This window comes from Pseudomonas parasichuanensis, assembly GCF_021601385.1.
Taxonomy (GTDB): Bacteria; Pseudomonadota; Gammaproteobacteria; order Pseudomonadales; family Pseudomonadaceae; genus Aquipseudomonas; species Aquipseudomonas parasichuanensis.
In genome coordinates this window covers 1-12397 of sequence record NZ_BQHO01000036.1, presented here as the reverse complement: position 1 = coordinate 12397, position 12397 = coordinate 1, and the positions used below count along the sequence as shown (strand labels likewise).

The window sequence follows — 12397 nt, the reverse complement described above, 5'->3', positions numbered from 1 at the left end:
TTATCGACAACACAAGGAGCAAGACCATGACTGAACAAGCCCTGATCGAAAGCGTGAACGTCGAGACCCTCACCAGCCTGCTGCAGGACGCCGGACTGCGGGTCAACCGCAGCGAGCAGAACGGCCTGGTGCAACTGCTCAGCGCCAGCCAAGGCATCGGCTTTGCCGTGCGCCTGGGCAACCCGGCGCCAAGCGAGGGGCAGTACCTCGATTTCACCTTCAGCTGCGCATTGCGCATCCAGGGGGAACTGCCCGAGGGCGTGGTGGAGCACTGGAGCACATCGCGGCGCTTCGCCCGCCTGTACCGCCAGGGCGAGTTCCTGGTGATGGAGCTGGACGTGCTGGTCAGCGACGGCGTCAGTGCCAGGCACCTGCTCAACCACCTGCAGCTGTGGGACCGCCTGCTGCAGGAATTCATCACCTACCTGCGCGACTTCAGCCGCCACGCCGCACAAACCGTCGAGGCTGAAACGGAGCGCGCGTCTTGAATCGTCGGCTGTGGGCCGGCGCTGGCGCGCTGGCCGTGCTGGGCATCGCCGTAGGGTTGGCACTGCGCCCCGGGGTGGAACCCGTGGCCGCCAGCCGTACGCCTGAGGTAGCGGCCAGCCAGGGCACTGCCCTGGCCCGGCTGGGGGACCAACAGGTCAGCATCGAGGAAGTACGGGCCATGCTCGCGCAACTGCCCGACGCCACGGCCAATCAGCTGCGTGGCGATCGCCAGGCGTTGGAGGGCTGGGTGCGCTCGCGCCTGGCCGAGAAGGCCCTGTATCAGCAGGCCGAGGCCCAGGGCTGGCGCGAGCGCCCGGAGGTGGTGCGCCAGACCCGCACCGCCACCGAGCAGATCGTGCTGCGTGACTACCTGGCTTCGGTCAGCCAGGTGCCCGAGGCATACCCATCGGCCGAGGAGTTGCAGCAGGCGTACGACGCCAGCAAGGCCGAACTGCAGTTGCCGGAGCGTTACCGGTTGCAGCAGATTTTCCTTGCCGGCGGCAGCGAGGAGGTACGCAAGCAGGCCCAGGCACTGAGCAAGCGTGCGCAGGCCGCCAATGCCGACTTCGCCGCCCTGGCCAAGGCACAATCCCAGGACGCAGGCGCCGGTGACACCGGTTTGCAGCCGCTGGCCCAGCTGTTGCCTGCGGTACGCGAGGTGGTGCGCGGCTTGGCGGTGGGCGCGGTCAGTGAGCCGGTGCAGAGCGAGGCCGGGTTCCATGTGGTCAAGCTGATCGAGCGGCAAGCGCCGCGCCTGGCCACCCTCGAGGAGGTCGCACCGCGCCTGCGCCAGGTGTTGCGCGCCCAGCGTCAGGAGCAGACGGCCAAGGCCTATGTCGATGGCCTGTTCAACATGGCGACCCTGAGCATCGATGGTGCGGCGCTGCAGCAACTGGGTGACAACCCACACTGAGACCTTTCAGACAAGGACCGCCGGGCCGCGCGAGCAGGCCCGGACAAGGAGGCAAGGATGCCGATGTTAGAGGTGCAGGGGCATTCCCCGATCGAACGACTCACCTATGGCGACGGCTCGACGCCGCCGACACCCTATGACGAAACGATGCTGGCGTGTTTTCTTGCCAGCGCCCGCTGTGGCTGCTTCATGCAGGCGGCCCGCAGCCTCAACCTGACGGCCCCGGTACTGCGCAAGAAACTCGCCCGGCTGGAAACCCAGTTGGGCGTGGTGCTGTTCGTCAACCGCGACCACACCGTGGTCCTGACCCGCCAGGGCAGGCAATTGAAAAACATGCTGGAGGCGCGCCAGGAGCGGCTGGCCGATGCCTCGGCGGTCCGCCAGCTGCGTCTTGCCGTGTGTGAGCCGCTGTTGCGGGATTTTCTCGGGCGCAACCTGGTGACCTTCATCCGCCAGTTGGCGGGGGTACGACTGGAACTGGTCAGCCAGCCCGGCAGCGACACCGACGTGTTGCTGTGCCTGAGCGACGATGCCCTGCAACCGCCGCCAGCGCCGTTCGACGACGGCCAGGCGCAGCGCCTGGCCGTGCTCGATTACCTGCCGCACATCGCCAAGCGGTACTGCCGAGAGGCCAATCGGCCAACCAATGCCCAGGCCCTGCAGGACTACATGCTGCTGCAGTGGCAGGCCGATCGGCACGTACCGGCCCTGGAGCCCTGGCACCGCGTGTTGGCGGCGCACGAGGGCGGTGTCACGCAGCTGGAGGGTTACGAGATGTTCGTCCAGCTGATCCGCTGCAGTGCCTCCATCGGCCTGCTGCCGCACTATGCCGCCAAGAGCGACCGCAGCCTGATGCCCTTGCCAGGGGTGGTGGCGCAGCCGATGCAGCGGGGGGTGTGGCTGATGCTCAACCGGCAATCGGCCAAAGACCCGTTGGTGTTACGCCTGGCGGAGTCGATCAAGGCTACCTTCGACGAGCGTCGGGACTGGTTTTGAGTGGCCGACCCGTGCCAATGATGTTCACTGGCTGTGCTGGCCTCATCGCCCCAGCGGCAATGCCAGGCCAATCAGTGCGAACAGCCCGCCGCAGCAGCGGTTGAAACCTTTTCCACCCTTGCTCAACCAAGGCCGGATGCGATAGGCCAGGCGGGCCAGCAGGTACTCGACGAAGAACTCCACGCTGGCGAATGTCGCCGCCATCACCACGAACTGCATGGCCAGGCCGCGTTGCGGGTCGATGAACTGCGGCAGGAAGGCGCCATAGAACAGCAGCACCTTGGGGTTGGCCATGGCCGACAGGAAGCCCTGGCGAAACAGCCCGGCATTGCCCAGCCGGGTGTTGCCCGCGTTCAGTTCCAGGTGCAGCGCCGGGGTACGCCACAGCTGGATGCCCAGCCACACCAGGTAGGCGCCGCCGACCCACTTGAGCACCGTCAGCACCGAGGCAGACGCTTGCAGCAGGGCGCTCAGGCCGAACATGGCCAGGGCGATCAGGGCGCTGAAACCGAATACCCCGCCGACGATGGTGAACAGCGTGCGCCGTGCGCCATACAACGCGCCGTGGGTCAGCGCCAGCAGGCTGTTGGGGCCGGGTGTCAGCGACAGGCCGATGCTGGCGAGCAGGTAGATGAGCCAGGTGTCGAGTGCCATGGGGTATTCCTTATAGGTTTGCAGGGCGCCAGTGTAGGGCAGGGTGGCTGGCGTTTAGGGGTATGATCTGGACATCTGACGGTAATACCTGGACATGCTGCATGACCCCTGACTTGCGCCTGCTGATCCTGCCCGTGCCGGAGTTCGCCCTGCTGCCGTTCGGTGCCTTCCTCGACAAGCTGCGCTTCTCCGCCGACGACGAGGACTACAGCCGCCAGCGCTATTGCAGCTGGACCGTGCTCGGGCTGGACGCGGCACCGGTGGTGTCCAGCAGTGGCGCGGTGGTGCAGGTCGAAGCCAGTGTCGAACAGGTGGTTTGGCGCGATTACGACTACCTGGTGCTGTTTGGCGGGCGCAGTGCGGGGGCCACGGTTGCGCTTGCCCCGCGTTACCGGGCCCTGTTGAAACAGGCGGCCAAGGCCGGGGTGAAGCTGGTGGGCGTTGACAATGGGGTGTTCCTGCTGGCCGCCTGCGGTGTGCTGGACGGGCACAAGGTGGTGGTGCACTGGCGCCACGAGGCCGAGTTTCGTGCGGCATTCCCCAGGGTGCAGGTGCTGACCGAACAGCTGTATTGCATGGACGGTAGCCGTATCACCTGCGCGGGAGGCACTGCAGCCATCGACCTGGCAGTGGAACTGATCGCCCGCGCCAGTGGCCGGGCCCGGGCGCTCAAGGGTCTGGCTGACATGCTGGTGGACGAGAGCCGCGACAGCCGTCATGCCCTGCGCTCACTGGAAGCAGGGGCGGGGCACGGGCGTCAGGTGCAGCGGGCCACTGCGCTGATGCGCCATCATCTGGCATCGGGGTTATCGATCGAGCAACTGGCGGCGCAGCTGGGCATCAGCCGGCGCCAGCTCGACCGCCAGTTCCAGGCCAGCCACGGCATGAGCGCCAAGGCCTGGTGGCTGGAGCTGCGCTTGCAGCAGGCGCGCTGGCGGCTGGTCAATGGCAGCCACAGCCTGGCGCAGATTGCCGAGGAAGTGGGGTTGGGGGATGGGAGTTACCTGGGCAAGTGCGTGCGGCGGCGGTTTGGTTGTACGGCGTCTGCCTTGCGCAGCAGTCGGGCTGCGGATTAACAGATGAGAGTCGCTCCTACATAAGCGTCCGGCAATCACGTCTTGCCTGATAACGACATGCAGTGTGATTGCTGACAGTGACGACCTATATGGATGATGATCCAAACACGCCGCATGATGTGTTTATCGCTCATTCACGCAGAGGGTCGCTGGACATGACAATTGTTCATAAGGCTGCTCAGGTAGGTTTCTCAACAGAAGCCAGTACCTATACGCAGGGGCGCCCGGACTATCCAAGCGAAATACGTACATGGTTCAGGGATGCGTTGGCCATCAGCCCCGGATCGACGGTTATTGATTTAGGCGCCGGTACCGGCAAGCTCACTCGACTCCTGGATTCAATGGACATTGATGTCATTGCCGTCGAGCCGGTAAAGGCTATGCGCATCGAGTTTGCCAAGCATCTACCGGACGCCAAGATTCTGCAGGGTACGGCCGAATCTATTCCCCTCGAGGCTGGAGCGGCGCAGGCGCTCATATGCGCCCAGGCCTTCCACTGGTTCGCGAATGAAACAGCACTCGGTGAGATTCACCGAGTGCTCAAACCGGGCGGCCGGCTCGGACTGATCTGGAATGTGCGTGATGAGTCAGTGGACTGGGTGGCTGCCATCACTAAGATCATCACTCCCTACGAAGGCGATACCCCACGCTTTCACACCGGAGACTGGCGACTACCGTTCAAGAGCGGCTACTTCTCGGAGCCCGAATTGACCTGTTTTGATTACATCCATTCAGGCAGCGCCAAGTCTGTCATCCTGGATCGCTTCCTGTCAGTGAGCTTCATCGCGGCGCTACCGTCCAAAGAGAAGCAGGGGGTGGCTGATCAACTGATGGATTTGATTCAGACCCATCCGGCTCTGCGCGGGCGCAAGACCATTGAGTTCCCTTATCAGACCCACGCTTATTTATGTCGCCGTCTGGATTGAATCAGACCGTTTCAACTTAAAAGCCCCCATTCATGACCGAATCAACGTGCGCCACCCGCGCTGCGCTCGTGCAATGCCTTGGCCACTTGCGCCTCGATGGCGTAGGCCGGGCCCTCGAGATCTTCGTAGTTGCGGGTATAGCGCCGGGCGAATTCCTCTACCCCCAGCTCCTGGTACTGCTGCACATGCTTGAGCTCGTGGGCCCACAGCGCCACGTTGTCCTCGGCATCGGCTGCGCGGCGGAAGATCACCGTATCGATCAGGGTCACGGCGTTTACATCGGGGTTTTGCAGCATGGCATTGGCGGCGCTGACCTGCTGCTCGTCACCCACTTGATAGCGCACGCTGTCGAGCACGGCGAAGTCGTACCAGGTTTCAAGCTGGGCACGGATATGCAGCGGGATCGGCTGGGTGCCTCTGTTGGTGGCGTCATCGCGGGCCTGGCGCAGGGCGAACACCAGGCTGGCGGTGGCCATGCGCTCCACATCCTGCAGCACCTGGCCGCCCTGGTTGGGGTCGAGCGGGGCGCAGAAGCATACCACCAGGCACACCTGGTATTCGCCGCTCGGGCAGCTCCGCTGGGCGAAGGCGGGGAGCGCAAGCAGTAGACCGAACAGGGCACTAGCGATCTTCATCGAGCACCTTGCCGACCAGCGCGCGGCTGGCCTCCAGCAGCTGTTCCTGCACCGGCTCGCTGGCAAGCATACGCCCGACCACCAGCGCGCCGACGCACTGGCTGAGCAGCGCCCAGGCCAGTTGCGGGTCCTGCAGGGTGTCGCTCCAGGCCCGGTGCAGCTCCACCAGCCAGTGCTCGGCCTCCTCGCGCACCGGGCGTTCGGCACGGGCGATCTCCACGCCCAGTGGTGGCAGCGGGCAGCCCCCTTCGGCGTTGTGCAGGTGGGCGAGGCTCAGGTACTGCTCGAGCAGGCGCTTGAGCCGCGCGCGGTCGGTGCCGCGGTTGGCCTGGCGCGCCAGCGGGCTGTTGCACAGCTCGCGGCGGACCACCTCGGTGAACAGGTCGTCCTTGGACGGGAAGTGGTTGTAGAACGCGCCGCCGGTCAGGCCGATGGCCTTCATCAACCCGGCCACGCCGGTGCTGGCGAAGCCGCCGCGTTTGGCCAGCGCGCCGCTGCTGGCCAGCAGTTTCTCGCGGGTCTGTTGCTTGTGTTCGGTGGAGTAGCGCATGCACAGGACCTCGTTGCGCTGGCTTGACGGTGGCGTGATCGTAGCATAGCGTTCGTTTACTAAACGATCATTCATCAATGGAGAGGTCCATGGCAGAACAACAAAAAGTCGTGCTGGTGATCGGTGCGGGGGATGCCACTGGCGGCGAGATCGCCAAGCGCTTCGCCCGCGAGGGCTACACCGCCTGCGTGACCCGGCGCCAGGCCGAGAAGCTGCAGCCGTTGCTGGACGAGATTCGTGCCGCAGGCGGCCAGGCCCATGGCTTTGGCTCGGATGCGCGCAAGGAAGAGGAGGTGGCCGAGCTGGTCGAGACCATCGAGCGCGATATCGGCCCGATCGAGGCGTTTGTCTTCAATATCGGCGCCAATGTGCCTTGCAGCATCCTCGACGAGACGCCGCGCAAGTACTTCAAGATCTGGGAGATGGCCTGCTTCGCCGGCTTCCTTACGGCGCAAGCGGTGGCGCGGCGCATGGCCCAGCGCGAGCGGGGCACGATCCTGTTCACCGGCGCCACTGCCGGCACCCGCGGCGCCGCTGGTTTCGCGGCCTTCGCCGGGGCCAAGCATGGTTTGCGCGCCCTGGCCCAGAGCATGGCGCGGGAGCTGGGCCCACGGAATATCCATGTCGCCCATGTGGTGGTCGATGGCGCCATCGACACTGCTTTCATCCGTGACAGCTTCCCAGAGCGATACGCGTTGAAGGACCAGGACGGCATCCTCGATCCTGCGCATATCGCCGACAGCTACTGGTTCCTCCACGCACAACCGCGGGATGCCTGGACCTTCGAGCTGGACCTGCGGCCGTGGATCGAACGCTGGTAACCCCCTCCCTCATGAAAGGACTGCCGAATGAGCAAGACCGTTGAGTTCTATTTCGACCTGGGCAGCCCGGCCAGTTACCTGGCCTGGACCCAGCTCCCCGCACTGTGTGCACGCCACGATGCGCAGTTGCTGTACCGGCCGATGCTGCTGGGCGGGGTGTTCCAGGCCACCGGCAATGCTTCACCGGTGATGGTGCCGGCCAAGGGGCGCTACATGTTCACCGACCTTGCGCGATTCGCTGATCGCTATGGCGTGCCGTTTGGGCTGCCGCCTGGGTTTCCGGCCAATACCCTGAACCTGATGCGCGGGGTCATGGGCACGCAACTGCGGGCGCCGGAGCGTTTCGAGGCGCTGTTGAAGGTGTTGTTCGAGGGAATGTGGGTGCTGCAGCGCAACCTGTCGGATGCTGCAGTGCTCGAAGCAACGCTGAGGGAGGGTGGTTTTGACCCCGAGGCGCTGCTGGGGCTGGCCGGGCAGGATGAGGTCAAGCAGGCCTTGAAGGACGCCACCGGGCAGGCCGTGGCACGCGGTGTGTTTGGTGCGCCGACCTGCTTTGTCGGTGAGCAGATGTTCTTCGGCCAGGATCGCCTGGACTTCGTCGAGGAGGCTTTGGCGCGCTAGGCCAGCAGCTGTTCGATGCGCTGGCGTTCCCACAGGCTCAGGTGATCGACGGGGTTGGTGCCGTAACGGTGCCAATCCTCGAGCTTGCCCTGGCGGCCGTCGGGGCTTGCGCATTGGCTGCAATGGGCCAGGCCTTCGTCGTCCAGGGCCAGGCTCAAGCGCCAGCCATCGATGCACACGGCCACCTCTGTGGCCCGGGCGATGATCTCCAGCGGCGCAACGCCAAGGGCGGCGTCGCGCAGGCACTGGTAGGCTTCACGGCTGCTGACCAGGGCCATCGCGGAATCAGAAGTTCGCCGGGGTGTTGGCGCTGATGATCTCGGCCTCGTCCGGGCCGATATTCTTGAAGCTGTGGGCGAGGGTGGTGGGGATGTAGTAGCCGTCGCCAGCGTTGAGGATGCTCACCTGGCCGTCGACCCACAGTTCCATGGTGCCGCGGGTGACCAGGCCGCACTCTTCGCCCTCTGCGTGCACGATCGGCTCGCCGGAGTCGGCGCCGGGGGCATACAGCTCACGCAGCATGCGCATCTGCCGGCCTTCGACACTGGCGCCGACCAGCAGCATGCGCAGGCCGTTGCGGCCCAGGTCGGGCTGTTCGCCGCCGCGGAACACAAAGCGCTCTTCGCGCACCGGCTCGTCGAAACTGAAAAATTCCGCCAGGGACATGGGGATGCCTTCGAGCAGTTTCTTCAGGGAGCTGACCGAGGGGCTGACGCGGTTCTGTTCGATCTGCGAGATCGTCGAGTTGGTCAGGCCGCTGCGACGGGCCAGTTCCCGTTGCGAGAGGTTGTTGCGTTCACGCACCAGTTTGAGTCGTGTCCCCGTGTCCATAGCCGCCTTGTTTGCAGAGGTGTAAAAAATAATGGGCGACGCATTAAAACACACTCTGGCTGCCTTGCGCGCTGTGCGTATCAGTGGCGTTTGTCGGCCGGTGTGGGCCATAGCCCGACCAGCAACAGCAAGGCGGCCACGGCCAGGAACGGCAAGCGCGGATCGACGGCATACACCAGCGTGCCGGCCAAGGGCCCGATCACCGCACCCATGCCCTGTGCGGCGCCGACGGAACCGGCGGTAGCCCCCTGTTCCGAGGCGTGCATGGCATTGGCCGCCATGGCCGAGAAGGCCGGGAAGACGAAGCCCATGCCGAATGCGGCAATGAAGAACGCCGCCCATAGCCAGGGGGCGCTGACGGCAAAGGATGCGGCGGCGAAGCCCAGCCCTGAAACACTGGCGCCCACGCGGATCATCTTCAGCGGTGGCCATTCGAGCTGGCGCAGCAACACCTGCGCCAGCATCAGCGCCACGCCCACGCTGGTCAGCGCCACCCCGGCCGCCTGGGCGGCCTCGCCCGACGCCAGGTGCAGGCGGTCAAGGGCGAAGAAACCAACGGTGATCTGCGACACGGTCACGCTGAGCATGGCGCTGAAGGCCACCAGCAGCGGCCGGCGCAGGCGTGGGTCGGACAGCCGCACCGGGCTTGGCGCATGGCGCTGGGGCAGTGGCTGTGGCTTGAGCTTGAACAGCAGCACCACGAACGCCGTGGCCGGCAGCACCGACAGCACGTAGAACGGCAGGCTCAGGCTGTAGCGTGACAGAAGCGCCGCCAGGGCCGGGCCGAGCACCAGGCCGACGGCGTTGGCAGCGCCCAGCGAGGCCATGGCCCGGGCCCGGCGCTGCGGTTCGACATGGTCGGCGATCAGCGCGTTGCCGGCGACGGGCAGCGCCGCATAGAAGGCGCCGATCAGGCCGCGGGTCAGCATCAGGCCGATGAACGCCAGGGTGGCGCCGGGCAGCCAGCGCAAAGCACCGTCGATGAACAGGCACAGCAGCCAGTAGGCCAGGGTGAACCCGGCGCTGCCCAGCAACAGCACGCGGCGCCGGCCAAGGCGATCGGCGGCGCGGCCCCAAGGCCGGGCCAGCAGCACCCAGACCACGCCGGCCACGGTGACCGCCGCGCCGGCCTGCCAGGTGGCCATGCCCAGCAGGCGGGCGATCGGGCCGATCAGGGCAACGAAGGCCATCATCGACAGGGTGCAGGCCATGTTGACCAGCAGCAGCGGGCGCAGGTCGAGGGTGCTGGCCGGGGTGAGGGTGGCAGGGTCCTTTGCGACGTTCATGGGCAGTCCGGGGCAGATCGGCGAAATGAGCGCCGATGTTAGTAATCATTATTTACAGCTGTCGACCCCGCGCCGTTGCCGGTGCTCATTCACCCCGGCGCAGCGGGCCTGGCCACATGCTACGCAACACGCCGTCGCGGCGCACCAGGGCATGCATCAGCGCCGCGCCCAGGTGCACCAGCACGGTGGCGAACAGCAGGTAGCCGGCCCAGCCGTGTGCCTGGCGCAGCCCGGCGTACAGCTGCAGGTCGTGGGGGGCGATGGCCGGCAACTGCAGCGGGCGCGGATAGCCGCCTGCCGAAAGCATCGCCCAGCCCAGCAGCGGCATGGCCAGCATCAGGGCGTACAGCAGCAGGTGCGAGGCGCCGGCGGCCAGGCGCTGGAGGGCGGGCAGGTCGCGCGGCAGTGGCGGGTGGGGCAGGCTCAGGCGCAGGGTGATGCGCAGGATCACCAGCACCAGCAGCGCCAGGCCGGTGGCCTTGTGCAGTTCGACCATCAAGGGATGGTGGGTGGACAGGTCGCTGACCATGCTCACCCCAATGAACAGCATGGCCAGGATCAGCACCGCCATCAGCCAGTGCACCAGGCGGGCCAGGGGGTGGAAAGCGGCGGGGGTCATGGGTGGGCTCCTTCACTCAGGGCTTCATGGCTGCGGCGGTTGAACGACACCGAGTAGGCCGCCGAGCGGGCGGCGAGGATCGGGTCGTCGGACGGTTCGATGCCGTGGGGCAGGATCAGTGGGTCGAAGTTGAGGTCGCGGCAGGCACCCTGTTCGGGGCCGTCCACCTGCTCCAGCACCAGGGTGCCGGCGTCGACGCTGCGCCGCGCGCTGGGCCAGGGGCGGGCGGGGTCGTCCACCGGGTCGCCGGGCTCGGCCAGGGTCAGGCGCAGGGTCCAGCGCAACGGGCCTTGTGCCAGGCGCTGGGCGAGGTCGTGCTGGAGGAACTGCTTGTCATCGACCTGGGCGGGCAGGGCGGCGAACGGCGTCTGTGGCTCCAGCGACCAGCGCACCGGGTGTTTGTTGCCGTGGGCGTCGATCAAGCGGAAGGCGTTGATGCTGTTGTAGGCGGTACTGGCAAAGCTGTCGCTGGGCTTGTAGCCCGCCGCCCACTGGCGGAACGCCGCGCTTTCCGGGTGGGCGGCGAAGAATGCCTGCATTTTTGCAGGGTCCGGCTTGCCGGTGGCCGGATCCGGGGTGCCGGCCAGCACCTGTTCATAGAAGGCTTCGGGTGTGCTGACCGCCAGCACCGTTGGGTTGTTCATGCCAGTACGCCAGACCTGGCCGTCATCGCTGCTCAGCTCGATGGCCAGGCTGCGCACCGGTACTGCGGTGTCTGGGGCGAAGGGGTTGGCGCCGCCGATGGCGAAGCGGCCGATCACCGGCACCTTCTGTTGGCTGAACACCCGGGCCGTGGAAAACGGCGCAGCCTGGCCGCTGCTCTGGAAGTAACCGCTGACGCACAGGCCCTTGGCGTGGTTTTTCCGGTAGCCGGGGTGATGGCCGGCCTGGGCTTCAAAGGTGTCGATGATGCGCTGGGGCGTGAGCTTGGCGGCGCCGATCCAGCCAGCGGCATAGGCGAAGCCCGCGCCGAGGGCGGCCAGCGTGACGCCGATGGCGGCCAGGCGCAGGGCTTTGGCGGGGCCGTGCAGGGGTGTGTTCATGGGGCGGTCCGGTGGCGGTGAATGAGCCGGTACGACGGGCGGTGCGCACTTTTATTCCCGATCAGGGAATAGATTTTCGCTTGCGCCGTCTGCCACTTACACTGACTGCCCATTGGGGCCTGGAACCCGACCATGCACGACCTGGATGATCATCAATGGCGCGAACTGCTGCAGCGGCTGCGCCGCTTCGCCCTGTGGCTGACCCGCGAAGCCGGCAGCGCCGACGACCTGGTCCAGGCCACGGTCGAGCGCGCCCTCAGCCGGCGCGGCCAGCAGCGTGAGATGGACAGCCTGCGGCCCTGGCTGTTCACCATCCTTTACCGGCTGTTTCTCGACGGCAAACGCCGCGAACGCCTGCACACGCGCTGGCTGGCCTGGTTCGGCCGCACCCAGGCCGAGGAACCGCTGGGCGGCGATACCGAAGCCATTGTGCTGGCCCAGGCCGACCTGCAGGCGTTCGCGCGGCTGTCGGCCGAGCAACGGGCGTTGCTGTTGCTGGTCAGCGTCGAAGGTTTGAGCTACAAGGAGGCCGCCGAAACCCTGGCTATCCCCATTGGCACGGTGATGTCGCGCCTGTCGCGCGCCCGTGCCGCCCTGCGTGAATTGACCGAGGGCAACCCGGCGCCAACGTCCCTGCGGAGACTCAAATGACCCGTCTTATCCCCACCGAGCATGAACTGCATGCCTACATCGACGAGCGCCTGACGCCAGAGCGCCGGGCGGAGGTTGAGGCCTGGCTGGCAGCCAACCCGCAGGAAGCGGCGCGGATCGAGGCGTGGCGCAGTGATGCCCGGCGCCTGCGGGCGGCTCTGGCGGGGTTTGCCGAGCGGCCTGTTGACCCCGAACTGGACCTTGCCCCGCTGCGCCGTCGCTTGCGCCAGCGTCGGCAGCGGCGGCTGGCCTCGGCGGCGTTGCTGGTGCTGGCGGTGGGGTTGGG

General features: G+C 66.4%; 17 protein-coding genes. 9 read left to right on the top strand and 8 right to left on the bottom strand.

Annotated features, from left to right (window positions below):
• The first annotated feature begins 26 nt into the window (after positions 1–26).
• From L6D77_RS22875 to L6D77_RS22865, 3 genes are read left to right on the top strand one after another with little or no spacing between them, the layout of a single operon-like run.
• On the top strand, positions 27–488 hold the full coding sequence (locus tag L6D77_RS22875; protein ID WP_232884047.1) for a YbjN domain-containing protein: 462 nt from the start codon (positions 27–29) through the stop codon (positions 486–488).
• A complete protein-coding gene (locus L6D77_RS22870; RefSeq protein ID WP_232884046.1) occupies positions 485–1402 on the top strand; it encodes a peptidylprolyl isomerase in 918 nt (305 codons plus the stop codon). The genes L6D77_RS22875 and L6D77_RS22870 overlap by 4 nt, the downstream gene beginning before the upstream one ends.
• Before the next feature lie 57 nt (positions 1403–1459).
• Complete coding sequence (locus tag L6D77_RS22865; protein ID WP_232884045.1) at positions 1460–2398, top strand: LysR family transcriptional regulator; 939 nt, start codon at positions 1460–1462, stop codon at positions 2396–2398.
• A 42-nt stretch (positions 2399–2440) separates the two neighbouring features.
• On the opposite strand, the gene L6D77_RS22860 is transcribed toward L6D77_RS22865, so the two are convergent.
• Positions 2441–3052, bottom strand: coding sequence for a LysE family translocator (locus tag L6D77_RS22860; protein ID WP_232884044.1), 612 nt, complete (start codon positions 3050–3052; stop codon positions 2441–2443).
• A gap of 101 nt (positions 3053–3153) precedes the next feature.
• Here L6D77_RS22860 and L6D77_RS22855 point away from each other — a divergent pair, with 101 nt between their 5' ends.
• Both L6D77_RS22855 and L6D77_RS22850 read left to right on the top strand, forming a co-directional pair.
• Entirely contained in the window at positions 3154–4128 is a 975-nt protein-coding gene (locus tag L6D77_RS22855; protein WP_232884043.1) for a GlxA family transcriptional regulator, read from the top strand.
• 155 nt (positions 4129–4283) lie between these two features.
• On the top strand, positions 4284–5054 hold the full coding sequence (locus L6D77_RS22850; protein WP_232884079.1) for a class I SAM-dependent methyltransferase: 771 nt from the start codon (positions 4284–4286) through the stop codon (positions 5052–5054).
• A gap of 41 nt (positions 5055–5095) precedes the next feature.
• On the opposite strand, the gene L6D77_RS22845 is transcribed toward L6D77_RS22850, so the two are convergent.
• Together L6D77_RS22845 and L6D77_RS22840 are read right to left on the bottom strand one after the other, a co-directional pair.
• Entirely contained in the window at positions 5096–5689 is a 594-nt protein-coding gene (locus L6D77_RS22845; protein WP_232884042.1) for an eCIS core domain-containing protein, read from the bottom strand.
• Entirely contained in the window at positions 5676–6239 is a 564-nt protein-coding gene (locus L6D77_RS22840; protein WP_232884041.1) for a TetR/AcrR family transcriptional regulator, read from the bottom strand. The genes L6D77_RS22845 and L6D77_RS22840 overlap by 14 nt, the downstream gene beginning before the upstream one ends.
• Positions 6240–6328: 89 nt before the next feature.
• Here L6D77_RS22840 and L6D77_RS22835 point away from each other — a divergent pair, with 89 nt between their 5' ends.
• Positions 6329–7060, top strand: coding sequence for an SDR family oxidoreductase (locus tag L6D77_RS22835; RefSeq protein ID WP_232884040.1), 732 nt, complete (start codon positions 6329–6331; stop codon positions 7058–7060).
• Between the two features lie 27 nt (positions 7061–7087).
• Positions 7088–7681 carry a 2-hydroxychromene-2-carboxylate isomerase gene (locus L6D77_RS22830; RefSeq protein WP_232884039.1) on the top strand — a complete coding sequence of 198 codons (594 nt, stop codon included), beginning with the start codon at positions 7088–7090 and terminating at the stop codon, positions 7679–7681.
• Here the strand turns inward: L6D77_RS22830 and L6D77_RS22825 are convergent.
• The 5 genes from L6D77_RS22825 to L6D77_RS22805 form a co-directional block, all read right to left on the bottom strand.
• Positions 7678–7959: a DUF7693 family protein gene (locus L6D77_RS22825; protein ID WP_232884038.1), complete on the bottom strand. Its 282-nt coding sequence runs from the start codon at positions 7957–7959 to the stop codon at positions 7678–7680. The two genes, L6D77_RS22830 and L6D77_RS22825, sit on opposite strands and share 4 nt — an antisense overlap.
• Positions 7960–7966: 7 nt before the next feature.
• A complete protein-coding gene (locus L6D77_RS22820) occupies positions 7967–8512 on the bottom strand; it encodes a cupin domain-containing protein (protein ID WP_110995475.1) in 546 nt (181 codons plus the stop codon).
• An 80-nt stretch (positions 8513–8592) separates the two neighbouring features.
• Positions 8593–9798, bottom strand: coding sequence for an MFS transporter (locus L6D77_RS22815; protein WP_232884037.1), 1206 nt, complete (start codon positions 9796–9798; stop codon positions 8593–8595).
• Positions 9799–9883: 85 nt separating this feature from the next.
• Positions 9884–10417 carry a cytochrome b gene (locus tag L6D77_RS22810; RefSeq protein ID WP_232884036.1) on the bottom strand — a complete coding sequence of 178 codons (534 nt, stop codon included), beginning with the start codon at positions 10415–10417 and terminating at the stop codon, positions 9884–9886.
• On the bottom strand, positions 10414–11460 hold the full coding sequence (locus tag L6D77_RS22805) for a catalase family peroxidase (RefSeq protein WP_232884035.1): 1047 nt from the start codon (positions 11458–11460) through the stop codon (positions 10414–10416). Before L6D77_RS22805 ends, L6D77_RS22810 begins: the two co-directional genes overlap by 4 nt.
• 132 nt (positions 11461–11592) lie before the next feature.
• On the opposite strand from L6D77_RS22805, the gene L6D77_RS22800 reads away from it, so the two are divergent.
• The gene (locus L6D77_RS22800; RefSeq protein WP_232884034.1) at positions 11593–12111 is read left to right on the top strand and encodes a sigma-70 family RNA polymerase sigma factor; all 519 of its coding nucleotides are present in this window, start codon (positions 11593–11595) and stop codon (positions 12109–12111) included.
• The coding region (locus tag L6D77_RS22795; protein ID WP_373870626.1) for an anti-sigma factor family protein at positions 12108–12397 on the top strand (290 nt) is incomplete at its 3' end. The genes L6D77_RS22800 and L6D77_RS22795, both read left to right, overlap by 4 nt.

Bases quoted from the DNA above. Each gene is read 5' to 3' on its own strand.
- L6D77_RS22875 (WP_232884047.1), top strand. From the start codon at position 27: ATGACTGAACAAGCCCTGATCGAAAGCGTGAACGTCGAGACCCTCACC.
- L6D77_RS22865 (WP_232884045.1), top strand. From the start codon at position 1,460: ATGCCGATGTTAGAGGTGCAGGGGCATTCCCCGATCGAACGACTCACC.
- L6D77_RS22860 (WP_232884044.1), bottom strand. From the start codon at position 3,052: ATGGCACTCGACACCTGGCTCATCTACCTGCTCGCCAGCATCGGCCTG.
- L6D77_RS22855 (WP_232884043.1), top strand. From the start codon at position 3,154: ATGACCCCTGACTTGCGCCTGCTGATCCTGCCCGTGCCGGAGTTCGCC.
- L6D77_RS22850 (WP_232884079.1), top strand. From the start codon at position 4,284: ATGACAATTGTTCATAAGGCTGCTCAGGTAGGTTTCTCAACAGAAGCC.
- L6D77_RS22845 (WP_232884042.1), bottom strand. From the start codon at position 5,689: ATGAAGATCGCTAGTGCCCTGTTCGGTCTACTGCTTGCGCTCCCCGCC.
- L6D77_RS22840 (WP_232884041.1), bottom strand. From the start codon at position 6,239: ATGCGCTACTCCACCGAACACAAGCAACAGACCCGCGAGAAACTGCTG.
- L6D77_RS22835 (WP_232884040.1), top strand. From the start codon at position 6,329: ATGGCAGAACAACAAAAAGTCGTGCTGGTGATCGGTGCGGGGGATGCC.
- L6D77_RS22830 (WP_232884039.1), top strand. From the start codon at position 7,088: ATGAGCAAGACCGTTGAGTTCTATTTCGACCTGGGCAGCCCGGCCAGT.
- L6D77_RS22825 (WP_232884038.1), bottom strand. From the start codon at position 7,959: ATGGCCCTGGTCAGCAGCCGTGAAGCCTACCAGTGCCTGCGCGACGCC.
- L6D77_RS22820 (WP_110995475.1), bottom strand. From the start codon at position 8,512: ATGGACACGGGGACACGACTCAAACTGGTGCGTGAACGCAACAACCTC.
- L6D77_RS22815 (WP_232884037.1), bottom strand. From the start codon at position 9,798: ATGAACGTCGCAAAGGACCCTGCCACCCTCACCCCGGCCAGCACCCTC.
- L6D77_RS22810 (WP_232884036.1), bottom strand. From the start codon at position 10,417: ATGACCCCCGCCGCTTTCCACCCCCTGGCCCGCCTGGTGCACTGGCTG.
- L6D77_RS22805 (WP_232884035.1), bottom strand. From the start codon at position 11,460: ATGAACACACCCCTGCACGGCCCCGCCAAAGCCCTGCGCCTGGCCGCC.
- L6D77_RS22800 (WP_232884034.1), top strand. From the start codon at position 11,593: ATGCACGACCTGGATGATCATCAATGGCGCGAACTGCTGCAGCGGCTG.